32 protein-coding genes are annotated in these 26,739 nt (G+C 71.8%); 16 read left to right on the top strand and 16 right to left on the bottom strand.

Annotation, left to right across the window (positions count from 1 at the left end; translation table 11 throughout):
- Together E1295_RS34540 and E1295_RS34535 are read right to left on the bottom strand one after the other, a co-directional pair.
- Window positions 1-553, bottom strand: a 553-nt coding sequence (locus E1295_RS34540; RefSeq protein ID WP_132637159.1) for an MFS transporter, incomplete at its 3' end; no start/stop codon positions are given.
- Between the two features lie 207 nt (window positions 554-760).
- Window positions 761-1,129, bottom strand: coding sequence for an NUDIX hydrolase (locus tag E1295_RS34535; protein ID WP_246080700.1), 369 nt, complete (start codon window positions 1,127-1,129; stop codon window positions 761-763).
- Window positions 1,130-1,394: 265 nt separating this feature from the next.
- On the opposite strand from E1295_RS34535, the gene E1295_RS34530 reads away from it, so the two are divergent.
- The 7 genes from E1295_RS34530 to E1295_RS34500 all read left to right on the top strand — a co-directional run bounded on the left by E1295_RS34530 (window position 1,395) and on the right by E1295_RS34500 (window position 6,891).
- Window positions 1,395-1,676: a metal-sensitive transcriptional regulator gene (locus tag E1295_RS34530; RefSeq protein ID WP_132637157.1), complete on the top strand. Its 282-nt coding sequence runs from the start codon at window positions 1,395-1,397 to the stop codon at window positions 1,674-1,676.
- A 17-nt stretch (window positions 1,677-1,693) separates the two neighbouring features.
- Window positions 1,694-1,906, top strand: coding sequence for a heavy-metal-associated domain-containing protein (locus E1295_RS34525; protein ID WP_132637155.1), 213 nt, complete (start codon window positions 1,694-1,696; stop codon window positions 1,904-1,906).
- Entirely contained in the window at window positions 1,903-2,907 is a 1,005-nt protein-coding gene (locus E1295_RS34520; RefSeq protein WP_132637153.1) for a hypothetical protein, read from the top strand. The genes E1295_RS34525 and E1295_RS34520 overlap by 4 nt, the downstream gene beginning before the upstream one ends.
- Before the next feature lie 19 nt (window positions 2,908-2,926).
- Window positions 2,927-5,161, top strand: a complete 2,235-nt coding sequence (locus tag E1295_RS34515; RefSeq protein ID WP_132637151.1) for a heavy metal translocating P-type ATPase — start codon at window positions 2,927-2,929, stop codon at window positions 5,159-5,161.
- Window positions 5,162-5,349: 188 nt separating this feature from the next.
- On the top strand, window positions 5,350-5,790 hold the full coding sequence (locus E1295_RS34510; RefSeq protein WP_132637149.1) for a helix-turn-helix transcriptional regulator: 441 nt from the start codon (window positions 5,350-5,352) through the stop codon (window positions 5,788-5,790).
- Between the two features lie 10 nt (window positions 5,791-5,800).
- Window positions 5,801-6,211 (top strand): VOC family protein, encoded by a 411-nt coding sequence (locus E1295_RS34505; RefSeq protein WP_132637147.1) that lies wholly within the window; start codon window positions 5,801-5,803, stop codon window positions 6,209-6,211.
- A 59-nt stretch (window positions 6,212-6,270) separates the two neighbouring features.
- Window positions 6,271-6,891, top strand: coding sequence for a PepSY domain-containing protein (locus E1295_RS34500; RefSeq protein WP_132637145.1), 621 nt, complete (start codon window positions 6,271-6,273; stop codon window positions 6,889-6,891).
- A 29-nt stretch (window positions 6,892-6,920) separates the two neighbouring features.
- Here the strand turns inward: E1295_RS34500 and E1295_RS34495 are convergent, their stop codons facing one another.
- From E1295_RS34495 to E1295_RS34470, 6 genes are all read right to left on the bottom strand, one after another.
- Entirely contained in the window at window positions 6,921-7,667 is a 747-nt protein-coding gene (locus E1295_RS34495; protein WP_132637143.1) for an SDR family oxidoreductase, read from the bottom strand.
- Between the two features lie 107 nt (window positions 7,668-7,774).
- Window positions 7,775-8,518, bottom strand: coding sequence for an ABC transporter ATP-binding protein (locus E1295_RS34490; protein WP_132637141.1), 744 nt, complete (start codon window positions 8,516-8,518; stop codon window positions 7,775-7,777).
- A complete protein-coding gene (locus E1295_RS34485) occupies window positions 8,515-9,621 on the bottom strand; it encodes a FecCD family ABC transporter permease (RefSeq protein WP_132637139.1) in 1,107 nt (368 codons plus the stop codon). Before E1295_RS34485 ends, E1295_RS34490 begins: the two co-directional genes overlap by 4 nt.
- On the bottom strand, window positions 9,618-10,625 hold the full coding sequence (locus E1295_RS34480; protein ID WP_166427548.1) for an ABC transporter substrate-binding protein: 1,008 nt from the start codon (window positions 10,623-10,625) through the stop codon (window positions 9,618-9,620). Before E1295_RS34480 ends, E1295_RS34485 begins: the two co-directional genes overlap by 4 nt.
- A 204-nt stretch (window positions 10,626-10,829) precedes the next feature.
- Window positions 10,830-12,038: an RNA polymerase sigma factor gene (locus E1295_RS34475; protein WP_132637135.1), complete on the bottom strand. Its 1,209-nt coding sequence runs from the start codon at window positions 12,036-12,038 to the stop codon at window positions 10,830-10,832.
- Window positions 12,035-12,406: a YciI family protein gene (locus tag E1295_RS34470; protein ID WP_132637133.1), complete on the bottom strand. Its 372-nt coding sequence runs from the start codon at window positions 12,404-12,406 to the stop codon at window positions 12,035-12,037. Before E1295_RS34470 ends, E1295_RS34475 begins: the two co-directional genes overlap by 4 nt.
- A 228-nt stretch (window positions 12,407-12,634) precedes the next feature.
- On the opposite strand from E1295_RS34470, the gene E1295_RS34465 reads away from it, so the two are divergent.
- On the top strand, window positions 12,635-15,598 hold the full coding sequence (locus E1295_RS34465) for an FAD-binding and (Fe-S)-binding domain-containing protein (RefSeq protein WP_132637131.1): 2,964 nt from the start codon (window positions 12,635-12,637) through the stop codon (window positions 15,596-15,598).
- A 74-nt stretch (window positions 15,599-15,672) separates the two neighbouring features.
- Here E1295_RS34465 and E1295_RS34460 read toward each other — a convergent pair whose 3' ends face one another.
- The 7 genes from E1295_RS34460 to E1295_RS34430 form a co-directional block, all read right to left on the bottom strand.
- Window positions 15,673-15,867 (bottom strand): hypothetical protein, encoded by a 195-nt coding sequence (locus tag E1295_RS34460; protein WP_132637129.1) that lies wholly within the window; start codon window positions 15,865-15,867, stop codon window positions 15,673-15,675.
- Window positions 15,868-15,989: 122 nt separating this feature from the next.
- Window positions 15,990-17,246 carry an erythromycin esterase family protein gene (locus E1295_RS34455; RefSeq protein ID WP_132637127.1) on the bottom strand — a complete coding sequence of 419 codons (1,257 nt, stop codon included), beginning with the start codon at window positions 17,244-17,246 and terminating at the stop codon, window positions 15,990-15,992.
- A 1-nt stretch (window position 17,247) separates the two neighbouring features.
- Complete coding sequence (locus tag E1295_RS34450) at window positions 17,248-18,042, bottom strand: ABC transporter permease (protein ID WP_132637125.1); 795 nt, start codon at window positions 18,040-18,042, stop codon at window positions 17,248-17,250.
- 188 nt (window positions 18,043-18,230) lie between these two features.
- On the bottom strand, window positions 18,231-19,262 hold the full coding sequence (locus E1295_RS34445; protein WP_132637163.1) for an ABC transporter ATP-binding protein: 1,032 nt from the start codon (window positions 19,260-19,262) through the stop codon (window positions 18,231-18,233).
- Entirely contained in the window at window positions 19,259-20,104 is an 846-nt protein-coding gene (locus E1295_RS34440) for an ABC transporter permease (RefSeq protein ID WP_132637123.1), read from the bottom strand. The genes E1295_RS34445 and E1295_RS34440 overlap by 4 nt, the downstream gene beginning before the upstream one ends.
- Window positions 20,105-20,109: 5 nt before the next feature.
- Window positions 20,110-20,904, bottom strand: coding sequence for a molybdate ABC transporter substrate-binding protein (modA, locus tag E1295_RS34435; RefSeq protein ID WP_132637121.1), 795 nt, complete (start codon window positions 20,902-20,904; stop codon window positions 20,110-20,112).
- Window positions 20,901-21,314, bottom strand: coding sequence for a TOBE domain-containing protein (locus tag E1295_RS34430; RefSeq protein WP_132637119.1), 414 nt, complete (start codon window positions 21,312-21,314; stop codon window positions 20,901-20,903). Before E1295_RS34430 ends, modA begins: the two co-directional genes overlap by 4 nt.
- 263 nt (window positions 21,315-21,577) lie before the next feature.
- On the opposite strand from E1295_RS34430, the gene E1295_RS34425 reads away from it, so the two are divergent.
- The 8 genes from E1295_RS34425 (at window position 21,578) to E1295_RS34390 (ending at window position 25,274) form a co-directional block, all read left to right on the top strand.
- Window positions 21,578-22,177 (top strand): hypothetical protein, encoded by a 600-nt coding sequence (locus E1295_RS34425; RefSeq protein WP_132637117.1) that lies wholly within the window; start codon window positions 21,578-21,580, stop codon window positions 22,175-22,177.
- Between the two features lie 51 nt (window positions 22,178-22,228).
- Window positions 22,229-22,474: a hypothetical protein gene (locus tag E1295_RS34420; RefSeq protein WP_132637115.1), complete on the top strand. Its 246-nt coding sequence runs from the start codon at window positions 22,229-22,231 to the stop codon at window positions 22,472-22,474.
- A gap of 169 nt (window positions 22,475-22,643) precedes the next feature.
- Window positions 22,644-22,931, top strand: a complete 288-nt coding sequence (locus E1295_RS34415) for a hypothetical protein (RefSeq protein ID WP_132637113.1) — start codon at window positions 22,644-22,646, stop codon at window positions 22,929-22,931.
- 105 nt (window positions 22,932-23,036) lie between these two features.
- Window positions 23,037-23,495 (top strand): hypothetical protein, encoded by a 459-nt coding sequence (locus E1295_RS34410; RefSeq protein ID WP_132637111.1) that lies wholly within the window; start codon window positions 23,037-23,039, stop codon window positions 23,493-23,495.
- Window positions 23,492-23,797 carry a winged helix-turn-helix domain-containing protein gene (locus E1295_RS34405; protein WP_132637109.1) on the top strand — a complete coding sequence of 102 codons (306 nt, stop codon included), beginning with the start codon at window positions 23,492-23,494 and terminating at the stop codon, window positions 23,795-23,797. The genes E1295_RS34410 and E1295_RS34405 overlap by 4 nt, the downstream gene beginning before the upstream one ends.
- Before the next feature lie 31 nt (window positions 23,798-23,828).
- Window positions 23,829-24,149, top strand: a complete 321-nt coding sequence (locus E1295_RS34400) for a PadR family transcriptional regulator (protein WP_220449034.1) — start codon at window positions 23,829-23,831, stop codon at window positions 24,147-24,149.
- A 1-nt stretch (window position 24,150) separates the two neighbouring features.
- Window positions 24,151-24,645 (top strand): hypothetical protein, encoded by a 495-nt coding sequence (locus tag E1295_RS34395; RefSeq protein WP_132637107.1) that lies wholly within the window; start codon window positions 24,151-24,153, stop codon window positions 24,643-24,645.
- A 194-nt stretch (window positions 24,646-24,839) separates the two neighbouring features.
- Window positions 24,840-25,274 carry a DUF4396 domain-containing protein gene (locus E1295_RS34390; RefSeq protein WP_246080695.1) on the top strand — a complete coding sequence of 145 codons (435 nt, stop codon included), beginning with the start codon at window positions 24,840-24,842 and terminating at the stop codon, window positions 25,272-25,274.
- Window positions 25,275-25,367: 93 nt separating this feature from the next.
- On the opposite strand, the gene E1295_RS34385 is transcribed toward E1295_RS34390, so the two are convergent.
- Window positions 25,368-26,570, bottom strand: a complete 1,203-nt coding sequence (locus E1295_RS34385; protein WP_132637103.1) for a hypothetical protein — start codon at window positions 26,568-26,570, stop codon at window positions 25,368-25,370.
- Window positions 26,571-26,739: the final 169 nt, after the last annotated feature.

Raw genomic sequence — 26,739 nt, 5'->3', positions numbered from 1 at the left:
GCTCATGGGTGGGCGGGGCGTCGGGTGGCAACGTCGCGGCGGGCACGGCCAGCAGTACGGTGATCGTGGCCACCACGGCGACCTCGGCACGCCAGCCCATGGTCGCCCCGCCGAGGGCGCCGGCCAGGGCCAGCCCCGAGGGGATGCACAACCCCCACAGCGCCAGTGCCGTCTGCCGGGACCGGCCCTTCAGCAGGCGGGCCAGCAGCCCGGGGCCGGTGATCATGACGAGGGCGTACCCGGCGGCCTGGACGGCCCGTGACCCGAACAACACTCCCGGCCCGTCCGCGAGCGTCGCCGCCAGGCCCGCCACCCCAAGTGCCACCAGACCGGCCACGAAGAACCCGCGCAGCGGGCGGCGGTCGACCCACAACCCGAGCGGCAGACAGGTGAGTCCGGCGACCAGCGTGATGGCCGACGACAGCAGGCCGGCGGCGGTGAGCGACAGCCGGAACTCCGCGCTCACAGAGGTCAGGAAGGGGACGAACTCCCCCAAAGCCATGCTGGCCGCCGCGCCTGCCGCCACCACGGTGACGACCGTACGGATGCTCATCGGGCACGCACCTCCCACGGGTAGGGAGACGCGACCGGCGAGCCGGCCCGATCCTCGAAGCCCGGTCGGGCGACGCCTCGGCGAGGATCCTCAGGTCTGAGCATCGTATCCCGCTGCGCCGGCCCCTACCGGTGTGATGCTTCGATCAGCCGCCGGTGCGGCTCCAGCAGGCCCTTGGGGAGGTCGTCGGGGGCGCACCAGCGGGCTTCAAGAATTTCCATCGGGTTCAGGCGCATCGTGCCGCCGCCGGCGTACCCGGCCGTGTACGCGACCTCGACCCTGGAACCCGCTTCTGAGCTGCACCATCTCCCCGACGCGCACCTCCAGCCCGGTCTCCTCCATGACCTCGCGGGCGACCGTCTGTTCGAAGGTCTCGCCGCGCTGCGCGCCGCCCGTCGGCAGCCCCCACTGCTGGTCCTCGGCCCAGAAGCGGTGGCGCAGCAGCAGGACGTTGCCGTCAGGGTCGCGTACGACGCCGGTCACCCCGACCATGAACTTGTCCTGCGAGAGGTAGAGCAGCCGCCACTTCACCGGCCCGCGGAGTGTGTGCCAGAGCCGCGCCAACAGCCTCTTCACCGACGTCCTCCGCCATCCGCCGCCCTTGACGGGGGAAGCGTACCGGTCGTGCGGGTCGGACCGCCGGGCGCGCTTCTCGCTGGGTGGTTGCGGAGCACGTCGGTCCAGCAGGCGGTTCGCATCGCGCGCCGCCGCCTGGTACTCATAAGGGGTACCCCCGTAGGGTTCATGTCCGTCGTGGCGGGGCGCAGGAGAAGCCTCTTGCGCCGGGAATACCATAGGGGGGTATAGTGTTTTTCGAGCGACGCCACAGAAGGGGCCGGCGATGCACGGATACAGCGGTAACAAGCAGGACCACGCGCTGCGGCTGCGCCGTGTCGAGGGTCAGATCCGGGGCCTGCAGCGCATGGTCGAAGACGACAAGTACTGCATCGACATCCTGACCCAGGTGTCGGCGGCGACCAGCGCGCTGAAGTCGTTCTCCCTGTCGCTGCTCGAAGAGCACCTGGCCCATTGCGTGGCCGAGGCCACACAGAAGGGCGGCCCCGAGGCCGAGGCCAAAGTCAAGGAGGCCGCCGAGGCCATCGCCCGACTTGTCCGTTCATAAGGGAAAGAGAGATTGTGATGAGCACCACCACCTACACCGTCAAGGGCATGACCTGCGGACACTGCGTGAGCTCGGTCAAGGAGGAGGTCGGCGAGGTTCCCGGCGTCACCGCCGTCGAGGTGGACCTGGCGTCAGGGCGCCTGACGGTCGACAGTGACGGCTCTGTCGACGCGGCGAAGATCGTCGCCGCAGTCGAGGGCGCCGGATACGGCGTGGCAGGTCCGTCATGAACACGCCGGTCAAGATCGGCTCGTACGTCCTGGGGCTCGCCGTCGTCTTCGGCGGCGCCCTGGGCGCGGGCAAGGTCGTCGGCCCGGTCGCGACCAGCGCCACCAGCGCCACCAGCTCCACCGGTGCGACGCCCGCGCCCGGCGACCACAGCGCCATGGCGGCCCCCACCGCGAGCGCGAAGCACGACGACCATGCCACCCAGCAGGCGGCCGACCATACCCCCGGGGGGCTCCAAGTGTCGGAGAACGGCTACACCCTCACCTCGCTCACCACCAAGATCAGACCCGGTGAGCCCGCCGACTTCCGCTTCACCGTGACAGGGCCCGACGGCCGGCCGGTCACCGGCTACGAGGTCCAGCACGACAAGAAGATGCACCTCATCGTCGTGTCCCGTGACCTGTCGACCTTCCAGCACGTGCATCCGGAGATGGCCTCCGACGGCACGTGGTCGGTGAAGATCACCTTCCCCAAGGCGGGCGCCTACCGCGCCTTCGCCGACTTCGCCCCCACCGGCGGCGACGCCCTCACCCTGGGGACCGACCTGTCCGTGGCGGGCGACTACGAACCCGAATCGCTGCCGCCGGTCACCCGCACCTCCACCGTGGACGGCTACACCGTCACCCTCGACGGGGACCTGAGGCCCGGCCGCTCCAGCGAGCTCACCCTCAAGGTCACCAAGGACGGCGAGCCGGTCACCGACCTGCAGCCCTACCTCGGCGCCTACGGCCACCTGGTGGCCCTGCGCGCCAACGACCTGGCCTACCTGCACGTGCATCCCGACGGCGAGCCCGGCGACGGCAAGACCGCGGCGGGGCCGGACATCGTCTTCTACGCTGAGGTGCCGAGCGACGGCGACTACCGTCTGTTCCTGGACTTCAAGCACGACGGGAAGGTCCGCACGGCCGACTTCACGCTCGGCGGCGGCAACCAGGCGGCCGAGCCCCGGCGGACCCCGGCCACCACGTCCGGCGGGCACGACGACGACGGCCACGGCCACTGAACACGAGAGGAGAACGGTGATGTCCACGCTCACCGATGACCGGCACCAGGCGGTCGAGCTCTCGATCGGCGGCATGACCTGCGCATCCTGCGCCAACCGGATCGAGCGCAAGCTCAACAAGCTCGACGGCGTGACCGCGACGGTCAACTACGCCACCGAGAAGGCGAACGTCACCTTCCCGGCCGGCGTCGACCCCCGGCACCTCGTCACCGAGGTGGAGAAGGCCGGCTACACCGCCGAGCTGCCCGCGCCGCCCCAGGCGGACGCGGCCGGGCAGGAGCCGCGGGACGAGCTGCGGCCGCTGCGCCACCGGTTGATCACCTCCGTGGTGCTGGCCGTGCCGGTGATCGCGATGGCCATGATCCCGCCGCTGCAGTTCACGAACTGGCAGTGGTTGTCGCTGACGCTGGCGGCGCCGGTCGTGGTGTACGCGGGGTGGCCGTTCCACAAGGCCGCCTGGACCAACCTGCGCCACGGCGCGGCCACCATGGACACGCTGGTCTCGATCGGTACGCTGGCCGCGCTCGGCTGGTCGTTGTGGGCGCTGTTCTTCGGCACGGCGGGCATGCCCGGCATGACCCATCCGTTCGAGTTCACGATCGAACGCACCGACGGGTCGGGAAACATCTATCTCGAAGCGGCGGCGGGGGTCACCGCGTTCATCCTGGCCGGGCGCTATTTCGAGGCCCGTTCCAAGCGGCGGGCGGGCGCGGCGCTGCGGGCCCTGCTCGACCTGGGGGCCAAGGACGTCGCGGTGTTGCGCGACGGCGCCGAGCTCCGCATCCCCGCCGACCGGCTGCAGGTGGGCGACACGTTCGTGGTCCGTCCCGGCGAGAAGATCGCCACGGACGGCGTGGTGGTGGAGGGTGCCTCGGCGGTCGACGCCTCCATGCTGACGGGCGAGTCCGTGCCCGTGGACGTACGCCCGGGCGACGCCGTCACCGGCGCCACCGTGAACGCGGGCGGCAGGCTCGTCGTCCGCGCCACCCGGGTGGGCGGCGAGACGCGGCTGGCCCAGATGGCCAAGCTGGTGGAGGAGGCGCAGACCGGCAAGGCGCAGGTGCAGCGGCTGGCCGATCGCATCTCCGGCGTGTTCGTGCCGATCGTGATCGCGCTGGCGATCGGGACGCTCGGGTTCTGGCTGGGCACGGGCGGCGGCGCGGGGGCGGCGTTCACCGCGGCGGTCGCGGTGCTGATCATCGCCTGCCCGTGCGCGCTCGGCCTGGCCACGCCGACGGCCCTGCTGGTCGGCACCGGCAGGGGCGCCCAGCTCGGCATCCTGATCAAGGGTCCTGAGGCGCTGGAGTCGACCCACGGGATCGACACCGTCGTGCTCGACAAGACGGGCACGGTCACCGAGGGCCGCATGACCCTCAGCGAGGTGCACGTCGCAGAAGGGGAGAGCGAGGCCGAGGTGCTGCGCCTGGCCGGGGCCCTGGAACACGCCTCCGAGCACCCCATCGCGCAGGCCGTGGCCGCGGGCGCCGCCGAGCGCGTCGGAGAGCTGCCCGCGCCCGAGGACTTCGCGAACGTCGAAGGGCTCGGCGTGCAGGGCATCGTCGACGGGCACGCGGTGCTGGTCGGCCGGCCCAGGCTGCTGGCGGAGTGGTCGCAGCACCTGCCGGCGGAGCTGGAGCGGGTCCTGCGCGCCGCCCAGGCCGGCGGCCGCACGGCCGTCGCGGTCGGCTGGGACGGCAAGGCCAGGGCGGTGCTCGTCGTGGCCGACGCCATCAAGCCGACGAGCGAGGAGGCCGTGCGGCAGCTGACCGCGCTGGGGCTCACGCCCGTGCTGCTGACCGGCGACAACGAGGAGGCGGCCAGGGCGGTCGCCGCCGAGGTGGGCATCGACGAGGTGATCGCCGAGGTGCTGCCCGCCGACAAGGTCGACGTGGTCAAGCGGCTGCAGGGCGAGGGCAGGGTCGTGGCCATGGTGGGCGACGGGGTCAACGACGCCGCCGCGCTGGCCCAGGCCGATCTGGGGCTGGCGATGGGCACGGGCACCGACGCCGCCATCGAGGCCTCCGACCTCACCCTGGTCAGAGGTGACCTGCGGGTCGCGGCGGACGCGATCAGGTTGTCCCGAAGGACCCTGAGGACGATCAAGGGCAACCTGTTCTGGGCCTTCGCCTACAACGTCGCGGCCCTCCCGCTGGCCGCGCTCGGCCTGCTCAACCCCATGATCGCCGGAGCGGCGATGGCGTTCTCCAGCGTGTTCGTGGTGAGCAACAGCCTGCGGCTGCGCCGCTTCAGATAGCACGGTCGGACGTTCAGGCAGCACGGTCGGACGGCTCCCAGCGCATCGGCTCGGGGGCCGTCCGATCGTCGTATGGGGCCGCGCAGCTCCGGCAGCGGGAGGATCCCCGCCGGCGCCTCCATCGCGGGGCCACGCGCCACCGAGCGCGTACCTGCCCGTGGCGGGCCGGGTGGGTATACGCTTCCCCCATGACCCCGCAAGACCTCGCCACCCTCGTGCACCTGCGGCGGGCCCGGGATCTGATCGACCGGGAATACACCCGGCCGCTCGACGTGCCGACGCTGGCCCGCCACGCGCTCATGTCGCCGGCCCACTTCTCACGGCAGTTCCGGGCGGCCTACGGCGAGACGCCGTACAACTACCTCATGACCCGCCGCATCGAACGCGCGATGGCGCTGCTGCGCGCGGGGGTCAGCGTGACCGACGCGTGCATGGCGGTCGGCTGTACCTCGCTCGGGTCGTTCAGCTCCCGCTTCACCCAGCTGACCGGGGAGACGCCGAGCGCCTACCGCGCGAGGGAGCACGCGGCCGTGACGGCGATGCCCCCGTGCGTGGCGAAGGTGCACACCCGGCCGACGAAGGACACACCGAGCAGGATCGAAGAAGCGGGCCCCGGCGCCGCTGCCTAGCGTTGTCCGCATGACCATCTCACTGCAGACCTTCCACATCACCGTCCACGACGTCGACGAAGCGCTCGCCTTCTACCGCGACGCGCTCGGCCTCGAGGTGCGCAACGACGTCCCCACCGACGAGGGTCGCTGGGTCACCCTCGGCACCCCGGGCGTGCCCGCCCCCGACTACGTACTCTCCACACCGCATTCCGGCCGGCCGAAGGCCGACGGCGACGCCCTCCAGGAGCTGCTCGCCAAGGGCGCGCTCCCGATGATCATGTTCAGCACCGACGACCTCGACGCGACCTTCGAGCAGGTGCGCGCGTCGGGCGCCGAAGTGTTGCAGGAGCCCATCGACCAGCCGTGGGGGCCGCGTGACTGCGCGTTCCGCGACCCCTCGGGCACCATGGTGCGCATCGCCCAGGCCACGAAGGCGTAGCCGTACACCGGCGCTCGGGCCGGGTGAGTGATCTGCTGTCTCCGGGGCAGCCGACACCTATGAAGACGACGATCATCGGGGTTCTGGCCGGGGCGGCCGTGCTCGCCGGGGGCTGCGGCACCGCCCCCCACACGGGGCACGAGGGGCACGAGCTGGCCGCCGAGTCCTCACCGTCCATCGGCACCCCCACCTCCGGCACCGCGTCCCCGAGCGGTCCGGAGACGGGCGGGCCGGGGACGAGCGGTTCGGAGACGGGCGGACTGAAGCGGGCCGCGCAGGCGGCGCTGGCCGCGGTGCCCGGCTCCGTGCTCGTCTCCATCGAGACCGAGGAGAACGGCCGGCTGTGGGAGGTGCAGGTCGTCGGCAAGGACGGCACCGAACACCAGCTCGACGTCGAGGGCGAGAAGATCGTCAACGGTCCCGCCGCCGAGGACGGCGACGCCGACGACAAGGCCGAGCGCCGGGACCAGTTGGCGGCGGCCGAGCTTGACTACGCCCAGGCGGCCGACAAGGTCCTGGCCACGGTGCCCGAGGGGCGCCTCACGGAGCTCAACCTGGACACGGAGCGGGGCAGAACCGTGTGGGAGGCGGACGTGCTCACGCCCGACGGGACCAAGCACAAGGTGGCGGTGGACGCCGCCACGGGCGAGGTCGTGAGGAACGACGGCACCACCACATGAGGCCGGGCCCCGTCCGGCAGGGCCCGGCCTCACGAGCCCGATGACGCCCAGTCGTCGTAGCGGATCGTGCCGAGGGTCGCGCCGTCGAGGGGGACCAGCGAACGTTCGTCCAGCTCGCTGCCGAAATAGCGCCCGTGCGGGTCGGTGACCACCTCGCGCCGGTCGCCCCAGGAGGCCAGCGCCTGCCGGAAGAACTCGTCCATCCGGAACTGCTCGGGCCCCGCGACCTCGATTTTCCCGTTCAGCGGCGGCCCGGTGGAGACCCTGGCCAGCGCCGCCGCGACGTCGTCGCCCGCGATGGGCTGGAAGCGTACGGGGGCGATCCGCACCTCGCCGCCGTCGGTGGCCTCGTCGGCGATGCCGCGCACGAACTCATGGAACTGGGTGGCGTGCACGAGCGAGAACGGGACGCCCGACTTCTCGATCAGCTCCTCCTGGGAGATTTTCGCCCGGAAGTAGCCGTTCTCGGGCATCCGCTCCGTCCCCACGATCGACAGCGCGACGTGGTGGCCGACGCCGGCCGACGCCTCGACGGCGAGCAGGTTGCGGGTGGAGGTCTCGAAGAAGTTCAGCACGGCGGCGGGCTCGAACGACGGCGAGTTCGACACGTCGACCACCACCTGAGCGCCCTCCAGCGCCTCGGCCAGCCCTTCGCCGGTGAGGGTGTCGACGCCGGTCCTCGGCGAGGCCGCCACGGCCTCGTGGCCCTGCTCACGCAGCTTCGTCACGAGCTTCGAGCCGATCAGCCCCGTCCCGCCGATGACTACGATCTTCATGGCATGTCCTTTCGGGTTCGCCGGCTCGTCCGTGCCGGCCGCTCGTCAGTTAAGACATGCGTGCCCTCAAGGCTGTGACAACCACGGCGGTAAATCTTCCGCGCGCCTCACGGCTCGTCCTTGAGCCGTTCGAAGACGAGCTGGGGGCGTCGGACGGCGCGGACTCCGTACACCTCGGAGATCAGCTCGGGGGTGAGGACCTGCTCGGGCGGTCCTCCGGCGAGGACGCGGCCGGCGCTCATGACGTAGAGGCGGTCGCAGAACGCGGCGGCCTGGTTGAGGTCGTGCAGCACCGCCAGCGTGGCGACGCCCAGCTCGCGCACCAGGTGCAGGATCTCCAGCTGGTGGCGGATGTCCAGGTGGGAGGTGGGTTCGTCGAGCAGCAGCAGGCGGGTCTCCTGGACCAGCGCGCGGGCGATGAGCGCCCGCTGCTTCTCGCCGCCGGACAGGGTGGCGTAGACCCGCTCCTCCGCGCCGGTGAGCCCTACGCGGTCGAGCGCCCGCGCGCACCGTTCCGCGTCGGCCGCCGCGTCACGTTCGTACGGCGTACGCCCCATGAGCACGACCTCGCCGACCGTGAACTCGAGCTCGGAGGGCGTCTCCTGGGCCACCACGGCGGTACGCCGGGCGGACTCGCGCCAGGACAGGCGGTGCACGTCGTCGCCGTCCACCCTGATGAGCCCGGCCGAGGGACGCAGCGCCCGGTAGATCGTGCGCAGCAGGGTGGACTTGCCGCAGCCGTTCGGCCCGACGAGGGCGGCGAACTCGCCGTCCCCGACCAGGAGGTCGGCCTCGTGCACGATCGGGCGGCCGTCGAGGCGTACGGAGACGCCGCGCAGGTCGAGCCTCATGTGACGGTCACCGCCCGGTCGACCGAGCGCCGGCGCAGCAGCCACAGGAAGAACGGCACGCCGAACAGCGCGGTCACGATGCTGAGCGCCAGCTCCTGGGGCGCGTTGACGGTGCGCGCGGCGACGTCCACGAGCTGCAGGAACGCCGCCCCGAGCAGCGCCGTGACCGGCAGCACCCTGCGGTGGTCGGCCCCGACGAGCAGGCGGGCCGCGTGCGGCACGATCAGCCCGACGAACGCGATCGCGCCGCTGGTGGCCACGAGGACCCCGACCAGCAGCGAGGTGAGGACGAACAGCGTGAGGCGCAGGCGCTGCACGTTCACGCCGAGGGATGCGGCGGTCTCCTCCCCGGCGGTGAGCGCGTTGAGCCGGCGGTGCTGCAGCAGCAGGTAGACCAGGCCCGCGACGAGCACGACGGTGGGCAGCGGCAGCATGTACCAGCGGGCCCCGCCCAGGCTGCCCATGAGCCAGAACAGCACCTGCTGCGCCGCCCGTCCGCTCTGCGCCTGCTGCAGCACGAAGCTGTAGAGGGCCTGGAAGAGGTACGCCAGCGCGACCCCGGCCAGCACCAGCCGCGACGGGGTGATCCGGCCGGAACGTTGCGCCAGCGCGTACACCAGGCCGAGGGCCAGCAGCGAGCCGGCGAAGGCGGCGCCCGACAGCGACAGCCCGCCCAGCGTGGAGGCGCCCAGGATGAGCACGAGTACCGCGCCGAAGGACGCGCCCGACGAGATGCCGAGCAGGAACGGGTCGGCCAGCGGGTTGCGCACCAGCGCCTGCAGCACCGCCCCGACCACCGCCAGCCCTGCCCCGACGAGGAGCGCGAGCAGCGCGCGCGGCAGCCGGAACTCCCACACGATCTGCGCCTGCACCGGCGTCCACGTACGCGGGACGAGGCCGGGCGCCAGCCGGTCGGCGACGATGCCCCACGCCTGCGGCAGCGCGACGTGTACGGCGCCGATGCTGACCGCCAGCCAGGTGGAGGCGATCACCGCCGCGGCGAGCACGGCGACGAGCACCGCGAACCCGCCGCCGCGACGGCGGGGCCGGGCGATGCTCGCGGGCCTGGCCGGGGCCGCCTCCTGCCGGGTCTCGCTGGTCATGACGTGAACGCGCCGGGGTGCAGGAAGCGGGCGATGTCGGTGATGGCGAGCAGGTTGCGGTAGCCGGGATGCTGGGCCGCGACCGGCAACGGGAGCACCCGCCGGGCCTTGGCCGCGGGGCTGTTCCTGGCGATGGCGAGGGCGTCGGCGGTCTTGGCCCGCACGGTGGGCATGGTCTCGCCGCGCAGGGTGGCGTACTCGCTGACCAGGATGGCGTCCGGTTGCGCGGCGCTGACCTGCTCCACGCTGACCTCGGTGTAGTCGCCCTTGACGTCGGCCAGCACGTTCACGCCGCCGGCCGCGTTGATCATCTGGTGGGTGACGCCGGCGCCGCCGTAGGCGTTGACCGGCCCCTTGCCGCCGTCGGTGGCGAGCACCTTGACCGGCGGCCGGCCGGCGACGCGCTCGCGTACGTCGTCGAGCCGCCCGCGCAGCTCGGTGGCCAGCTTGTCGGCGCGGTCGGGGACGCCGAAGATCTTGCCGAGGTTGCGCAGGTCGGTGAACGTGTCGTCCAGGGTGAACTCGAGCGTCTCCTCGGGGCTGCACCAGCCGCCCAGGATGTACACCGGGGAGCCGGCGGCGTCCAGCTCCTCCACGGTGGCGTAGCCGCCGGCGGCGTCGAAGCTGGCCATCTGGTTGTCCAGGACGAAGTCGGCGCCCTGGGCGAGCATGACCTCCTTCTGCGGCAACATGATCGTCGGCGAGATCTCCGGGATCTTGTCGTACAGCTCCTTGTGGCCGGGCAGGAACGCGCTCTCGGAGAAGTTCGTACGCCCGGCGATGCGGTCGCCCAGGCCGAGGGCGAGCAGCGTCTCCAGCGACGGGTGATAGCCGGTGACGACCTTGGAGGGTGGCCGGTCGAAGGTGAGGGTGCGCCCGCAGTTCTCGACCGTGACAGGGAAGCCGGGCTGCGGCGCCGCGGCCGGACCGGCCTCCTGGGCGGCGGGCGCCTGCCCGCACGCGGTCAGCGTCAGAGCGGCCACCAGGACGAACAGCCTTCTCATGCGACCGCCTTCGGCGGCGCGTTGTCGCGGGCGGACGGCCTGGCTGGAGTGCGGCTCATGGGGCGAGTCTCCGGGGTCGAGAGGTCGGGCATGCGACCTCATTTTTGCACATAAGCCGCAACTGCCAGCCATCTGCATCAAGCGCCTCCGCCGGTCGGAAGAGTCCTGGGGATCACCGCGCGCGGGGCCGGCGGCCGGCCCGGGTCAGGGCCTCACGCGGCCGGCCCGCGCCTCCAGATAGCGCTGCTCGGCGATGCTCGCGGTGGCCCTCGCGGCACGCCGGTAATGCTCGTACGCGCCGGCGTCGTCGCCGGTCCGCTCCAGCAGATGGGCGCGTACGGACAGCAGCCGGTGATGCCCGGCCAGCCGCTCGTCACCGTCGAGCGTGGACAGCAGGGCCAGCCCGGCCGCCGGGCCCTCGACCTCGGCCAGCGCGATCGCCCGGTTGAGCGTGACCATCGGGTTGGGCGCGATCCGTTCGAGGATCAGGTAGAGCGCGTGCACCTGCCGCCAGTCGGTCTCCTCGGCCGTGGCCGCGTCGGCGTGCGTGGCCGCGATGGCCGCCTGCAACTGGTACGGCCCCAGCGCCGGAGCGGCCAGCGACGCCTTGGCCAGCTCGATGCCCTCGTCGATCAGGGCCCGGTCCCACGTCGTACGGTCCTGCTCGGCCAGCGGCACCAGGTCGCCCGCCGCCGTCGTACGCGCCCGCCTGCGGGCGTCGGTCAGCACCATCAGCGCGAGCAGCCCGGTCACCTCGCCGTCGCCGGGCAGTTGCGCGTGGACCATCCTGGTCAGGCGGATGGCTTCGTGGGCGAGGTCGACGCGGTGCAGGTCGCCGCCCGACGAGGCGGTGTAACCCTCGTTGAAGATTAGGTAGAGCACGTGCAGGACGACCCGCAGCCGCTCCTCCCGTTCCGCCCCCTCCGGCAGGCCGAACGAGCTGCCGGCGGCCCTGATGCGCTGCTTGGCCCGGCTGATCCTGGCCGCCATCGTGGCCTCCGGCACGAGGAACGCGCGGGCGATCTCGGCGGTGGTCAGGCCGCCGACCGCCCGCAACGTCAGCGCCGTCTGGGAGGCGGGGGTCAGCGCCGGATGGCAGCACAGGAACAGCAGGACGAGCGTGTCGTCGGTGTCCGGCACGTCGGGCGGCGACTCGGCGGCCGTCGCCGACTCCCGCTCGCGGCGTGCCCGGTCGCTGCGCATCTCGTCGATGAGCCGCCGGGACGCGACCGTCATCAGCCAGCCGCGCGGGTTGCCCGGCACCCCGTCGGCCGGCCACTGCACGGTGGCGGCGAGCACGGCCTCCTGCACGGCGTCCTCGCAGCCCTCGAACTGGCCGTGCCGGCGTACCAGCGTGCCGAGGACCTGCGGCGCGAGCTCGCGCAGCAGGTCCTCGACGGCCGGGGTCGTCACGCCTCCGACGGCCCGTCAGCGAACATCACCTGCCGCACCTCGATCCCCAGCCCCTCGATCGCGGCGTCCGGGATCTGCGCCGCCAGCTCGATCGCCCGCTCCTTGTCCTCGCAGTCGATCAGGTAGAAGCCGCCCAGATATTCTTTCGCCTCCAGGAAAGGGCCGTCGGTCACCACCGGCCGGCCGTCGCGCACGGAGACCACGGCCGCCTGGGAGGGGTCGACCAGCGCCTGCGTGCTGATCAGCTCGCCGGACTCCTTCAGCGCCCCGATGAACCTGGCGTGGCCGTCGCCGATCGCCGCCCTCTCCTCGTCGGTGAGCGCGTCCAGCACGGCCGGGTTGATGTGCATGCTGATCAGAAACTTCATGTCGTACTCCTCGTGTCGCGCGGAGCCCCGGCCGGGGCCCCTTCCGACCGTTGGTCGGAGCCGCCGCCGCCGGCTTGACGTCCCGCCGCGACTTTCGTACGGGCTTTTTCGCCGCCGCGTCGCCGGGCTTCCGGGGAGGCGGGTCCGCGTGGCCTTCAGGTTAAGGCCCCCGCGAGGGGGCAGGCGGCACCTCGACGACCCGTTGTCCCAGCTGGGGGAGTGAGGGCCATGGCCAGGACCGAGCACCTTCCCGCCCCCGTACGCCGCGACGGCCGGCCGTACGTGCGCGTGCGGGACCTCGAACGGGACCTGAGGTCCCGCGTGGACGGAGAGGTACGCTTCGACCCCGGCAGCCGCGGCGCCTACTCGACCGACGGCTCCAACTACCGGATGGTGCCGCTCGGTGTCGTCGTGCCCCGCACCGTGGAGGACGCCGCCGAGGCCGTGGCCGTCTGCCGCGAGCACGGCGCGCCGATCACCTCACGCGGCGGCGGCACCAGCCTGGCGGGGCAGACCTGCAACGTCGCGGTGATCATCGACTGGTCGAAGTACTGCGACCGCCTGGTCTCCGTGGACGCGCGGGCGGCGACGTGCGTGGTCGAGCCCGGCATCGTGCTCGACGACCTCAACCGGCGGCTCGCGGACACACGCCTGATGTTCGGGCCGCGCCCGTCCACCCACTCCCACTGCACGATCGGCGGCATGATCGGCAACAACTCCTGCGGCTCGACCGCCCAGGCGTACGGCAAGACCTCCGACAACGTCTCCCGCCTGGAGATTCTCACCTACGACGGGACGCGCATGTGGGTCGGCCCCACCAGCGAGCAGGAGTACGCGCGCATCCTGGCCGAGGGCGGCGCCCGCGCCCACCTCTACCGGCGGCTGCGCGAGATCGCGGACGCGCACGCCGGCGAGATCAGGGCGCGCTTCCCCGACATCCCGCGCCGGGTGTCCGGCTACAACCTCGACCAGTTGCTGCCCGGGGGCCCCTTCGACCTGGCCAGGGCACTCGTCGGCTCGGAGGGCACGCTGGTCACGGTGCTGCGGGCGGAGCTGAAGCTCGTGCCGGTGCCGGAATACGAGACGCTGGTCCTGCTCGGCTATCCCGACGTCGTCGCCGCCGCCGACGCCGTGCCGCGCGTCGCCGCCCACCGTCCGCTGCAGCTGGAGGGCCTGGACGACAAGCTCATCGGCGACGAACGCCGCCGGCACATGAACGCCGAGGCCCTGGCCAGGCTGCCGGCGGGCGGAGGCTGGCTCATGGTGTCCTTCGCCGGGCGCACCCGGCAGGAGGCCGACCGGCGCAGCCAGGCCCTCGTCGACGACCTGCGCGGCGGCCCGCACGCGCCGCACGTGTCCTCCTTCGACGACGAGGACGCCGAACGGCAGTTGTGGGCCCTGCGCGAAGGCGGGCTCGGCGCCACCGCCCGCGTCCCCGACATGCGGGTCACCTGGGAAGGCTGGGAGGACTCCGCCGTCCCGCCGGAGCGGCTCGGCGACTATCTGCGCGACCTGCGCCGCCTGTTCACCGAGTTCGGCTACGGCGAGGCGGCGCTCTACGGGCACTTCGGGCAGGGGTGCGTGCACACCCGCATCCCCTTCGACCTGGTGACCGCCGACGGCGTCGCCGCCTTCCACGCCTTCCTGCGCCGCGCCGCCGACCTGGTGGTCTCCTACGGCGGCTCGTTGTCCGGCGAGCACGGCGACGGCCAGTCCAAGGCCGAGCTGCTCCCCGTCATGTTCGGCCCCGACATCATGACCGCCTTCCGCGAGGTCAAGGCGCTCTTCGACCCCGGCGACCGGATGAACCCCGGCAAGATCGTCGGCCCTGACGGGCCACCGAACGCGGCCACCGGCGACCTGCGCCTCGGCAGCGCGTGGACGCCCGCGGAACCCGCCGTGACGTTCGGCTACCCGCACGACGAGGGCAGCTTCCAGTGGGCCGTGATGCGCTGCGTCGGCGTCGGCCAGTGCCGCAGCCACACCGGCGGCGTCATGTGCCCCTCCTACCGCGCGACCGGAGAGGAGGAGCACTCCACCCGCGGCCGGGCCCGGCTGCTGTTCGAGATGCTGAACGGCCACGCCGACACTCCCGTCACGGGTGGCTGGCGCTCAGAAGCGGTACGCGACGCGCTCGACCTCTGCCTGGCCTGCAAAGCCTGCAAGCACGACTGCCCGATGAACGTGGACATGGCGACGTACAAGGCGGAGTTCCTGGCCCACCACTACGCGCACCGGCTGCGCCCCGCGGCCCACTACAGCATGGGCTGGCTGCCGCTGTGGGCCCGGCTGGCCGCGCTCGCGCCGGGCGCGGTCAACGCGCTGACCCACGCTCCCGGCCTGGCCGGGCTGGTCAAGCGGCTGGGCGGCATCGAACCGCGCCGGTCGTTGCCGACGTTCGCGCATACCCGCTTCAGCGACTCCTACCGGCGGCGCGGCCCGCGCGGCACCGGCGAACGCGGCAGCGTGCTGCTGTGGCCCGACACCTTCACCGACAACCTCTCGCCGCGCATCGCGGCCGCCGCCGTGAAGGTGCTCGAAGCCGCCGGCTACCGGGTGCTCATCCCGCCGCGCACGCTGTGCTGCGGGCTCACCTGGATCTCCACGGGCCAGCTCGGCGTCGCCGAACGGGTGTTGCGCCGTACGCTGCGTGCGCTCGCGCCGCTGCTGCGGCAGGGCATTCCCGTCGTCGGCCTGGAGCCGAGCTGCACGGCGGTCTTCCGCGACGACGCCCCGTCCCTGCTGGCGCACGACCGCGACGCCGCGCGCCTGGCGGAACAGACCACGACGCTGGCCGAACTGCTCACCCGCGCCGACGGCTGGCAGCCGCCCGCCATCGACCGCGACGTCATCGGCCAGCCGCACTGCCACCAGCACGCCGTCCTCGGTTACCAGGCCGACCAGGACCTTCTGGCCCGCGCCGGAGCCCGGCTGCGCACCGTGGAAGGTTGCTGCGGGCTGGCGGGCGACTTCGGCTTCACCGCGGGGCACATGGACGTGTCCCTGGCCTGCGCCGAGCACGAGCTGCTGCCCGCCATCCGCGGCGCCGGCGGGGACACGGTGATCCTGGCCGACGGTTTCAGCTGCCGCACCCAGATCGACCACACCGCGCCGGAACGCCGCCCGCTGCACCTGGCCGAACTGCTCGCCGCCCATCTGAGACCCGGCGCCGCCCCGGCGGGGGACACGTGAGGTCTGTTCGGTGTGCATGCCGGCGCGGACGGCCGTCGTCGAAACGGACGTCAATGCCGCAGCGCGTGCGGCGATCAGCCGAGGATGCCGGGGAGGAGGGCGCCGAGAGCCCCTCCGCCCAGGAGGCCCCCGAGGAGGTTGCCCACCTGGCTGAGCAGCGAACCGAACAGGTCCGCTGTGGGAGCCGCGGCGGCGGCGGGAGCGGCGAGCGCGACGGTCATCAGCGCGCCGGTGGCCAGGACGGCGGTCAGACGGGCGGTGGATTTCATGATGCCTCCACAGGCAGTTATGGAAAGTGATTGACAGTCACCCTACGTGACGGTGATGTCGATCACTGTGATCGCCTCGCCCGGTGTGTCCCGCGGACATGCGGTTTCCCCGGCAGCTCCCGTCACAGGGGCGTGACGGGATGGGCGTCCGGCACGTACACCAGCGCGTCGTACGCCTTGGCGGGGGTCATCTTCACCGTGTACGTCCAGCTCAGGTGGCTGTAGACCGAGCGGAAGGCGTCGCCGACGCTGCCCATCGGGATCTCCGAGGCGAGCAGTTCCCGGTTGCCGGGCTTGGCGGAGGCCTGCGCGAGGTTGACGTAGCCCAGCCGCTCGCCGCCGAACAGCTTGGCCAGAGGCGAGTCGTGGCTCACCGTGAACCGCTCGCGCCGCCCGGAGCCCTCGTCCTTGGCCGTGAACGTGCTCTCGCCGAACTCCGTGCCGATCGTGAAGTAGTCCTCGCCGTACGTCTTGGCCAGCCGCTGCCCCATCGACGCGAAGGAGAACGCGGCGCCGCTCTCGTCGATGTGGCCGTTGTGCCCGCACACCACCATCTTCCTGCGGCCCTGGGAGCCCTCCAGGCCGGCGATCCAGCCGACGTTCCCGGCCATCCAGGCGTCCCGCTTGCGCGCGTAGTCGCCGCCGGACACCTGCAGCCGCGCGCCGCGCAGGATCGTCTCGGCGTGGTGCACGGCGAGCGCGTACGCCTGCTCGGAGCTGCGGCGCACGTACGTCTCGCGGTTGTCCTTCATGCGGGCGACGAGCCGTTCCGCGGCGGTGGCGGCGGCGGTGACCTTCGCCTGGTCCTGGTCGGCCCTGGTGGCGTCGGTGAGGTCGGCCAGCGACTCCTCGACCGGGCGGACCCTCGCGGGGTCGGCCGTGGCGAGGTAGCGCAGCAGCCGCTCCTTGTTCCGGTCGTAGCGCTGCATGTCGAAGCCGTAGAGGCGCACCTTGTCGGCGTCGGGGACGCCGGCGTTGTGGTCGTGGATCCATTCGATCAGGTCCGCCGTCTCGCGGGTCCGGTAGATGTCGAAGCCGAGCGCCGCGGCGGCCGCCTTCGCGTCGCCCTTGCCGTTCATGACGTAGTCGTTGGCCACCGCCGTGCCGCCGAAGTCGGCCTCCAGGGCGACGGTGCGGAAGCCGTGGTCCTGGACCAGCTTCCTGATGATGATCGCCCGGGTCCGGACGAACTCCTTGTTGCCGTGCGTGGCCTCGCCGATCCCCACCACCCGCTTGCCGGCGGCGTCGGAGAGCGGGGCCCGGTCGAGCGGGGTCACGGTGTCGGGCGTCACCCGGGAGGTGTCCACGCCTCCGCAGCCGGTGGCCAGAAGGGCGGCCAGGGACAGACAGGCCAGCGTCCGTACGAGTGTGCGGCTCATGTCAGGTCACTTCCTTGCGGAGGGCACGGACTGCGCCGAGCGCCATCGGGAGGACGATCCAGAAGATCGCCGACACGGCCAGCCGGAGGACGTCACCCCCGGTCATGCCGCCGGACATCAGGGGAGCGGCGGTGGTGCCCAGGTGCAGCCACCCGGCCAGGGACTCGCCGGCGCTGCCGAGCCGGGCGACGAGGCTCCACACCATGGGCGCCGCCAGGCAGATCACGATCGCGGCCGGCGCGTTCATGAGCAGCATGCCGAGGGACAGGCCCATCGCGACCACGAGGACGTTCCCCGCGGTCCAGCCCAGCAGCGCTCCGGGGCTGACCGCCCAGTCGGCGGGGACGCCCTGCGCGGCGGCGACGGCGGCCGTCACCGGCACCGCGACGACCATCGCGAAAACGGACGCGGCCAGGGTCGTGAGCAGCGGCGGCAGGCACTTGGCCGCCAGCACCCGCAGGCGCCGGGGTTCGAGCACGAACGTGGTCAGGGCGGTGCGGTGGCTCCACTCGCCGGTCACCGTCAGAATCCCGATCACGGGGAGCAGGGTGCCGTAGCCGATCCCGGCGGTCACCACCATGGTGTGCAGCCGCGGGTCGGCCACCAGGCCGCGCGCCGCCATGACCGCCACGGTCAGCACGGCCAGGGCCACCGTCATGATCTTGCCGCTGCGGGTGTCGAAGAGCTTGCGGGTCTCGACCGACAGCAGCCGGCGGAACGGGGCACGCCCGCCGGAGCGGTGGTGCCCCGTGCTCCTCGAACCGCCCGCGATCGGCTGGACGTCGGCGTCGGTCATGGCGCGCTCCGGTCGGCTTTCGCGGCCGGTACGTGGTCGAACTCGATCATGTGTCAAGTCCACAACACCCGGTGCCGCCCGGACATCGAACCTGGGTCGAGGGCGGCCCGGCGCAGGGCTAGACCCGCGACGCCCGTTGTAGACCTGCGGCCACCCCGGTGGGGACCTGGGTAGCCACGGACGTGCGCTCAGGCCGGGTAGGCGTGCGTCTCGGCGGCCTTGACCGACGCCCACACCTGCCTGCCGGGCACCAGGTCGAGCTCGGCCAGGGCGGCGGGGGTGATGTCGGCGAAGGCCGCGATCGGGCCGTCGAGGTGGACGCGGACGTTGTCGCCGTGCCGTTCGACGCCCTCGACGCGCGCCTGCCACACGTTGCGGGGGCTGCCGTCGGGGCGGGTGCGGTAGAGGGCGAGCGCGGAGGGCGGGAAGGCGACGAAAGCGGGCCCTCGCAGGGGTTCGCTGGTGCTGAGGAGCAGCTCGCCGACCTTGACCCGCCGGTCGTCGGCCTGCCCGCGGTAGAGGTTGAGCCCGACCAGGTGGGCGACGTAGTCCGTACGGGGACGGCGGGCCACCTCGGCAGGGGCGCCCTGCTGGACGACGGCGCCGTTCTCGATGACGATCAGCCGGTCGGCCAGCACCATGGCGTCCAGCGGCTCATGGGTGACCAGGACGGTGGCGCCGTCGAAGTCGGCCAGGTGGTGGCGCAGCTGGGAGCGGATCTCCAGCCGGGTGTGGGCGTCCAGCGCGGCCAGCGGCTCGTCCAGCAGCAGCAACCGCGGGCGTACGGCGAGCGCCCGTGCGAGCGCCACCCGCTGCGCCTGGCCGCCGGACAACCGGCGAGGCCTGGAATCGGCCTGGCCGGACAGCCCGACCCGCTCCAGGAGGGCGGCGGCGACGCGGCGGGCCTCGGCCTTGGAGACGCCCTGGCAGCGCGGCCCGAAGGCGACGTTGTCCAGGGCGGACAGGTGCGGGAACAGCAGGTAGTCCTGGAAGACCATGCCGATCGGCCGCTGCTCGGTGGCCAGCCCGTGCACGGCGTCGCCGTCGAGGGTGATGTGGCCGCCCGTCAGCGGGGTCAGCCCGGCGAGGGCGCGCAGCGCGGTGGTCTTGCCCGCGCCGTTGGGGCCGAGCAGCGCCACCACCTCGCCCGGCGCGACCTCCATGGCGAGGTCGAGGGTGGAGGCGGATCTGACGACCACCAGGCGGGCCTGCAGCGTCACGGGCTGTTCACCCACCGGTCGCGCAGGCTGGCCAGGATGACCACCGAGACGGCCAGCAGAACCAGGCTGAGCACGATCGCCGCCTCGGGCTCGGTCTCCAGAGCCAGGTAGACCGCCAGCGGCATCGTCCGCGTGGTGCCGGGGAAGTTGCCGGCGAACGTGATCGTCGCGCCGAACTCGCCCAGCGCCCGCGCCCAGCACAACACCGCGCCCGCCACCACGCCCGGCATGACCATGGGCAGCGTCACCCGCCGGAACACGGTCAGACGCGAGGCGCCCAGCGTGGCGGCGGCCTCCTCGAAACGCCGGTCGGCGCCGCGCAGCGCGCCCTCCACGCTGATCACCAGGAAGGGCATCGCGACGAACGCCTCGGCCACGATCACCCCCGCCGAGGTGAACGGCAACGTGATGCCGAAGGCCGCCTCCAGCCACTGCCCGGCCAGGCCGCGCCGGCCCAGCACCAGCAGCAGGGCGACGCCGCCCACCACCGGGGGCAGCACGAGGGGCACGGTGACCAGGGCGCGTACGAGCCGCCGGCCGGGGAACTCCACCCGGGCCAGCAGCCAGGCCAGCGGCACGCCGAGCAGCAGGCAGAGCGCGGTGGCGACGGTGGCGCACACGAGGGACAACCGCAGCGCCTCCAGCACGTGCGGCTCCGCCAGCCGTACCAGAAGTGTGGGCCAGGGGGCGCGGACCAGCAGGCCGGCCAGCGGCAGCACGAGGAAGGCCAGCCCGGCGAGCGCGGGCACCACCAGCAACCACGGCAGCCGCCCCGAACCCCCGCGTCCGGAGGATCCGCCACGCGGGCCGGGCGGCTGAGGTCGCGACGCCGGAGAGTTCATCGTGATCAGGGAACCTCGAAGCCGGCCGCGGTCAGGGTGTCGCGGCCCTGCCGCGACACCACCAGGTCGACGAACTGACGGGCCAGGTCACCGGCCGGGGCCCCAACCAGGACGGCGATCGGATAGTCGTTGGCCGCCTGGCCGGCCTCGGGGAAGGCGATGCCCCGTACGTCGTCGCCGGCGGCGATCACGTCGGTCCTGTAGACGAGCGCCGCGTCGACCTCGCCGAGCTCGACCTTGGTGAGGGTGGCCTTGACGTCCTGCTCCAGGGTGACCGGGGTGACCGCGAGGCCGGCCGCGCCGAGCGCCTTGACCGCCGCGGCGCCGCACGGCACCTGCTCGGCGCAGAGCGCCACCTTCACCTGGGGATCGGCCAGGTCCTTCAGCTCGTCGACCTTCGCCGGGTTGCCGGCGGGCACGGCGATCTGCAGTGTGTTGCGCGCGAACGTGGTCGGCGCGCTCGCCAGGGACGCGTCGGTGACCGTCTTCATCGTGGCCGGGCTGGCCGAGGCGAACACGTCGGCCGGCGCCCCCTGGACGATCTGCTGGGCCAGCGTGGCGCTGGAGCCGAAGTTGAGCCGCACCGTGGTGCCCGGATGCGCGGCCTCGAACTTCGTGCCGAGCGTGGTGAACGTCTCGGTGAGCGACGCCGCGGCGAACACCATCACCTCCTTCGAGCCCCCGCCGGCGGACGCCGATCCGCCGGGGCCGCAACCCGGCAGCCCTGCCAGGGTGAGCGCGACGGTCAGGATGATCGCCCATCGGGGAGCACGCCCGAACACCACAGGAAGGCTCCTCATACGTGCCCGGCCACCCGTTCGTGACCGGGGATCTCCACGACGACGTTGGTGGACTTGATCACCGCGACCGCCACCACCCCCGGTTCCAGGCCCAGCTCGTCGGCGGCCTGGCGGCTCATCAGCGACACCACGCGGAACGGCCCGGCGGCGATCTCCACCTGCGCCATCACCGCGTCGCGGATCACCTCGGTGACGATCCCGCGCATGCGGTTGCGCGCCGAGGAACGGCCGCCCTCGCCGTCGCTCGCGACCTGCGAGCGGGCGAAGGCCGCCAGGTCGGCGCCGTCGACCCGCCGGTGCCCGTGCTCGTCGCGCTCGGCGGCCAGCCGGCCGGCGTCCACCCACCGGCGTATGGTGTCGGAGCTGACCCCGAGCAGCGCCGCGGCCTCGCTGATCCGGAACGTCGTCACAACCCTCACCTTACTCTCCGCGCATTCCAGTGAAAATACGGGTATGCCATCGCAGAAACGATGAGAAAGTCGATCCTGCCCTCGCATTCGCGGAGTCAGGAGCGCTCCGGCGCGCCCGTACGCGGCAGGCCTGGATGCGCGGCACCGCAACCCTCGCTAGAGTTCTTTGCGATCATCGACGTTGATCGCGGTCGACGGCTCTCGCCCATGGGGCTGAGGCGCGGCCGGGCGGTCGTGCAGGGTGGACACCGGGGGAGATGGGTTTGGCCGGCCAGAGCAGGGGGCGGCCGGGCTGGCTCCACGTGGGTGCGCTCGAACGCCGCCTGACCCGGGCCTGGCAACCCGGCACCTTCCCGCCCGCCGAGTCGCTCCTGGCCGTCATGACACTCTCCGCCGTGCCGCGGGCCCTGGGGGTCCGGCTGGCCGTACACCTCGACGGCGGCATCGTGGTCGGGCCGGGCGCCGTGCCGGACCTGCCCGGGTTCGAAGCGCTTCGCGGCGTCGCGCTGCCGTTCCAGCAGGGCCGCTGGGAGCGCAGTGCCGGTGTCTACGACCCCGGCCGGCGCCGCGTCGGCGTCGGCAGCGTGCCCTCCCCGTCGGTCAGCGTGGCCGGGCACGAACTGGGGCACGCCACCGACCACCTGGAGGGCATGCCGTCGCGCGGGGCGTTCTGGTCCCACCTGCACGCCTCGCGCGCGCCGCGGTTACCGCCGCCCTTCCGTCAGGACCCGGCCGAGCTCTACGCCGAAGCCTTCGCCTGCGTGCTCACCGGACGAGCCCGCCGCCTGATCGGCTTATTCGGGGACGAGCACGCCGCTCAGCGCGCCTACCTGTGGCTTTCCGGCCGGTACGGGCTGGGCTGACCGGATTTCCTTGCCCTGCTGAACGTGCGCGCTATCCTGAGAGGAGGATCGGTGACCGGTGAGACGGGAGGGACGCGGCTCATGACCGCCATCATGCTGGCCGGCGGAGTCCTGCGCGTACCCGAGTCGGGTGTGTTGCCGGACGGCACCCGCGTGGACGGCACGCGCGACATCGCGCCCGACGCTCCCGACTACGCGACCTGGCTCCCGTACGTGATTCCCGAGGGCGCCGCCTGGCACGGCAGCACCGACGACGAGAGCATCCTGGCCCGCTGGCGCGCCGCCGCCAGCGCCTGAACCCTCTGCCGAGTTCCCTGACCGGGGCACGCTTCTGCGAGTGTCCGGTTCCTGTCCGGTGCGTGCCCTGGCCGTTCGCTCCAGGCGAGACAAAACTGCACCGTATCCGCCGGTTCGGCCACCCGTGGCGCGGCCGGATGTCGAAGCAGTGAAAGGGAGCTCGCCTGTCATGCGCATTCTGAAGATCGTCGCGATTTCCGGGACTCTGGCCGCACTCGCGATGGGCATGTCCGCCCTGCCGGCGCAGGCGGCCGCCGGGCCGGTCCAGCCGGGCGTCCAGCGGGTCGTGCAGCAGTCGCCGGACGACTGCCTCACCTACCTCAACGAGAACGGCTACGCCTCGACGCCGGCCAGGGTCAGCGCCTGCAACTCGCTCGTCGAGGCCTTCTGCATCGAAATCCTGGAGGACTCGCAGGTGCTCGCGCCGCACGCGGTCAACGCCTGCCGGCTTTCGTGAAACGGCGGCCTGTGACGCGGAGCGGGACCGAGCGGAACAGGCGAACGAGTCTCGGCGGCCTGGACACTTGAACCACGGTTGAGTACTCTTCAGAGAGTCAAATAGATGATCTGGGGGAAACTAGTGGAACGCGACGACATGTCAGCGGAGGCCGCCCTTCGCGAAGTGCAGCGAGCGCAGGACGCCGTGCGGAAGTCCAGTCGGTGGGGGGCGCATTTCTTCCTGGCGACGGGGCTGGGAAGCCTGGGCTACTGGCTGGCCACGCTGCTCGGCTCGGCAGCGATGGCTGATTACGCCGCCTTGGGGATCGGCGTCCTCGTCGTCGCCGCGTTCGTCTACGTTGTTCGCAGGCAGGTCTACGATCAGCTGGTGTCCCGGCTGTCCTATCCCATCACCGGGGCGTTCGTGGGGACGACCGTCGTCGCGGCGCTCTACAACATGTTCGTGCACCCGCAGGAGCCAAGCGCCCTGCGGGTGGTCGCCGGTGTGCTGGTCGCGCTGGTCGCGAGCAGCCCCTTGTTCTACGCCGCGGTCCGCATGCTCCGTGTGACGGATGACAGGTGAGTCATCCACGCCATGCGCTCGACGAGATCATCCACGCTCCTGTGCGGCTGTCCATCGTGGCCATGCTGGCGGCGGCGGAGACGGTCGAGTTCCGCTATCTGAGGGACACGATCGAGGTCAGCGACTCACTGCTGTCCAAGCACATCGACACCCTGGAGAAGGCGGGTTACGTTCGGGTGGAGAAGGGGTTCGTCGGCAAACGCCCCCGCACCTGGCTCGTGCTGACCGGCGAAGGGCGTAACGCCTTCCAGCAGTACACATCCACACTCCGCCGGATCACGGAGGGAAACCATCACGCCTGAGAGGCAGGCACCGCCGATCACCCCCGCCACCGTGGACGTGATCAACGTCCTCATGGCCGATCTCGATCCCCGCTGGGGGCTGGAGATCGTCAAGGAGACCGGCCGGGGCCCCGGTGCCGTGTACGTCATCCTCGACCGGCTGGAGCGCTGCGGATGGGTGCTCTCCGGCTGGCAGTCCGACGCCGCGCGGGAGGGGCCGCGCCGGCGCTTCTACCGGCTGGCGGGAGACGCCCTGCCCGCCGCGCGCCGTGCCGTCGCCGAGCAGGCGACCGTGCCGCGCCCCCTGGACCGCCCCCTGGACCGGCCCCTGGACCGGCCACTCGACGGGCCCCTGCCCGAGCCGGGGATTTGAGTTGGACGCGCTGTCCCGGGGCCTCATCATCGCGGCCGCCGCGATCCTGCCCGGTGAAGCGCGGCGCGAGCGCTACCGGGAGCAGTGGCTCGCCGACGGCGAGGGGGCCGCGGAACTGGGGATCGGCTCACTGTCGGTGGCGTTCGGCGCCGTTCGGGTCGCGCTGGCGATGAACCTGACCCGCCGCTCGGCCCCGGCGCTCGGGCTGGCGGTCGTCCTGGTCGTCGGCGGGATCCGGCTGGCGACGACCACGTCCGGAGGGGCGCTCGGCGCCGCCCTGGCCATGGCGGGCGTGGCGTTACCGTTCCTGCTGCTGATCGTCCGCAGGTTCACGGAGCGCCACTCGCCCGGTGACGGGCAGGACGCCCTGGCCGCCGGGCGGGCGCGCCCGGCGAGCCGGGCCCCGGACGCCGGACCGGACTGGGAGCGGCTGCAGTTCGTGCTGGTCGGGGGCACCGTTCTGGTGTTCCTGGCGGTGCTCCTGCTTCACTCATGACCAGGTGATCCCGCAGGCGGGCCATCGCGGCGCGACTGCGCAGGCGGCGGAGCGCGCGCGGGTAGCGGCCCGGCCGTCGTTCCAGCCCCGCGGTTGGAGCCGGAGCCGCATGGGTAGCAGCGGGGCCAGTGACCGGGAGGTGCAGGAACACGAGCGCGGAGGACAGAACACATCAAGACGCGCAGCCGGTGCGGGTGACGTGGGGAACGGCGGCGTCGGCGACGCTGCACTGCCTCACCGGCTGCGCCATCGGCGAGGTGCTCGGCATGGTGATCGCCACCGCGCTGGGCTGGCACAACCTGCCCAGCATCCTGCTGGCCGTCGCCCTGGCGTTCGTCTTCGGCTACGCGCTCACCATGCGCGGCCTGATCCGGGCCGGCCTGACGTGGCGCAGCGCGCTGCGGCTCGCGCTGGCCGCCGACACCGTGTCGATCCTGATCATGGAGATCATCGACAACGGCGTCATGCTGATCGTCCCCGGCGCCATGGACACCGGGCTCGCCACGCTGCTGTTCTGGTCCGCGCTGGCGTTCTCGCTGCTGGTCGCGTTCGTCATCACGACCCCGATCAACAAATGGATCATCGGGCGCGGCAAGGGGCACGCGGTGATCCACGCCTACCACCACTAGCAAGGGTCGCGGGCCCCGGCACAGCGGAACGGCCGGGCGGTGCTGTGCCGCGCCCGGCCGTTCCGCTGTGCCGTCCCGTCGGCCCGGTGGTGGTCAGCGGTTGGCGGCCAGGCTGGTGATCGGGTGTTCGCCGTCGGTCTGGAGGCGGTATTCGCGGCCGGAGACGGCGCGGTTGTCCTCGATGACGCGTTCGGAGGGGGCTTTCTCGCCGCCCATGAGGTCTTGCTGCATTTTCTCGAAGCGTTCGTGGGCTTCTTGGACGTAGCCGGTGCCCAGGGTGGTGTAGTCGATCTGGGTGGACAGCAGTTCGCGTAGGTAGGCCTTGTTGGGCTCGAAGGTGACCGGGGTGGGTAGTTCGGGGGCCAGGACCTGTTCGGGGTCGCGGCCGTCGTGGCGTTTGAACAGTTCGGCGGCCAGGCGCAGGTGTTCCAGTTCCATGTTGAGGTGGAGTTCCCAGATGTTTTTCACCTTGGGGTCGGATTCGGTCTCCATGAAGGAGTGGTAGAGGTAGCACTCGTTGTATTCGTGGTTGAGCAGCATTTCCCACCAGCTTTCGCCGGGGTCGACGAGGGATTCGTAGTGGGTGACGTGTTCTTCCTCGATGAGGCCGATCTCCTGGTAGAGCTGGCGGGCGATGGGCTCCATGTAGAGGGGGCCGACGTTCATGTAGAAGTTCATGGTCTGCTGTTCGGCGGACATGATGGTCAGGGCGTGGAGTTTGGACAGGGGTGCGGCGGTGGTTTTGTCGTAGGGTTCGCGGACGTTGTCGATGGGGTTGCGGTGGTGCAGGTAGGTGGGGCGGCCGGGCATGACTTCGGTGAGCTGGTCGACGATTTTCTCGGCTTTGCGGTGTTCGATCATTTCGTAGAGGTTGGAGTAGCGGTAGAGGTGGTCGAAGTCTTCCAGGACGCCGAATTGGTAGGCCTGCTGGAGGTAGGGGTCGGGTTCCATGCGGGCGACCCAGGCGGTCAGGTCGACGGCGACTTGTTCGTAGGCGATGGTGGTTTCCAGGACGGAGTTGAGTCCTGGTAGGAGCCAGTTGACGGCTTTTTGCTGCTGGGCCTCGATGTAGCGGATGCGGGCCAGGTGTTGTTTGAGGTCGGTGTCGGGGCAGTGGCGGGCCAGGTGGTGGCTGAACATGATGGCTTCGACTTCGATGCCGTTCATGGTGATGATGCGGCAGCGGGTGTAGGGGTCGGCGTGGTCGGGGTCGATGGGGGTGACGTTGAGTTCGCGCCAGGTGCGGAGTTGGTCGTCCAGCGGGATGCCGCGTTCCTGCAGTGGGTTGAAGGTCATGGTGTGCGCTCCTTCGCGCTGACAAGGGGCCCGGGCTTGGAGCCAGGGGCAGGGTGTGGTGGGTGCGTGTCCTACCCGAGGCTTCCCGGGTCAGTCTTTGGCCGTGCTCGGTCGCTGTTGTGGATTTGGTAAGCGTTTGTGCTGGTGTTGGGGGGTGTGTGCGTGTGGG

Origin of the sequence: Nonomuraea mesophila (genome assembly GCF_004352805.1) — a bacterium.
GTDB lineage: Bacteria > Actinomycetota > Actinomycetes > Streptosporangiales > Streptosporangiaceae > Nonomuraea > Nonomuraea longispora.
The sequence above is the reverse complement of the archived record's forward strand: the minus strand, read 5'-3'. Positions and strand labels throughout refer to the sequence as shown.

Bases quoted from the DNA above. Each gene is read 5' to 3' on its own strand.
- E1295_RS34530 (WP_132637157.1), top strand. From the start codon at position 1,395: ATGCACGGATACAGCGGTAACAAGCAGGACCACGCGCTGCGGCTGCGC.
- E1295_RS34525 (WP_132637155.1), top strand. From the start codon at position 1,694: ATGAGCACCACCACCTACACCGTCAAGGGCATGACCTGCGGACACTGC.
- E1295_RS34520 (WP_132637153.1), top strand. From the start codon at position 1,903: ATGAACACGCCGGTCAAGATCGGCTCGTACGTCCTGGGGCTCGCCGTC.
- E1295_RS34515 (WP_132637151.1), top strand. From the start codon at position 2,927: ATGTCCACGCTCACCGATGACCGGCACCAGGCGGTCGAGCTCTCGATC.
- E1295_RS34510 (WP_132637149.1), top strand. From the start codon at position 5,350: ATGACCCCGCAAGACCTCGCCACCCTCGTGCACCTGCGGCGGGCCCGG.
- E1295_RS34505 (WP_132637147.1), top strand. From the start codon at position 5,801: ATGACCATCTCACTGCAGACCTTCCACATCACCGTCCACGACGTCGAC.
- E1295_RS34500 (WP_132637145.1), top strand. From the start codon at position 6,271: ATGAAGACGACGATCATCGGGGTTCTGGCCGGGGCGGCCGTGCTCGCC.
- E1295_RS34495 (WP_132637143.1), bottom strand. From the start codon at position 7,667: ATGAAGATCGTAGTCATCGGCGGGACGGGGCTGATCGGCTCGAAGCTC.
- E1295_RS34490 (WP_132637141.1), bottom strand. From the start codon at position 8,518: ATGAGGCTCGACCTGCGCGGCGTCTCCGTACGCCTCGACGGCCGCCCG.
- E1295_RS34485 (WP_132637139.1), bottom strand. From the start codon at position 9,621: ATGACCAGCGAGACCCGGCAGGAGGCGGCCCCGGCCAGGCCCGCGAGC.
- E1295_RS34480 (WP_166427548.1), bottom strand. From the start codon at position 10,625: ATGAGAAGGCTGTTCGTCCTGGTGGCCGCTCTGACGCTGACCGCGTGC.
- E1295_RS34470 (WP_132637133.1), bottom strand. From the start codon at position 12,406: ATGAAGTTTCTGATCAGCATGCACATCAACCCGGCCGTGCTGGACGCG.
- E1295_RS34465 (WP_132637131.1), top strand. From the start codon at position 12,635: ATGGCCAGGACCGAGCACCTTCCCGCCCCCGTACGCCGCGACGGCCGG.
- E1295_RS34460 (WP_132637129.1), bottom strand. From the start codon at position 15,867: ATGAAATCCACCGCCCGTCTGACCGCCGTCCTGGCCACCGGCGCGCTG.
- E1295_RS34455 (WP_132637127.1), bottom strand. From the start codon at position 17,246: ATGAGCCGCACACTCGTACGGACGCTGGCCTGTCTGTCCCTGGCCGCC.
- E1295_RS34450 (WP_132637125.1), bottom strand. From the start codon at position 18,042: ATGACCGACGCCGACGTCCAGCCGATCGCGGGCGGTTCGAGGAGCACG.
- E1295_RS34440 (WP_132637123.1), bottom strand. From the start codon at position 20,104: ATGAACTCTCCGGCGTCGCGACCTCAGCCGCCCGGCCCGCGTGGCGGA.
- modA (WP_132637121.1), bottom strand. From the start codon at position 20,904: ATGAGGAGCCTTCCTGTGGTGTTCGGGCGTGCTCCCCGATGGGCGATC.
- E1295_RS34415 (WP_132637113.1), top strand. From the start codon at position 22,644: ATGCGCATTCTGAAGATCGTCGCGATTTCCGGGACTCTGGCCGCACTC.
- E1295_RS34410 (WP_132637111.1), top strand. From the start codon at position 23,037: ATGATCTGGGGGAAACTAGTGGAACGCGACGACATGTCAGCGGAGGCC.
- E1295_RS34385 (WP_132637103.1), bottom strand. From the start codon at position 26,570: ATGACCTTCAACCCACTGCAGGAACGCGGCATCCCGCTGGACGACCAA.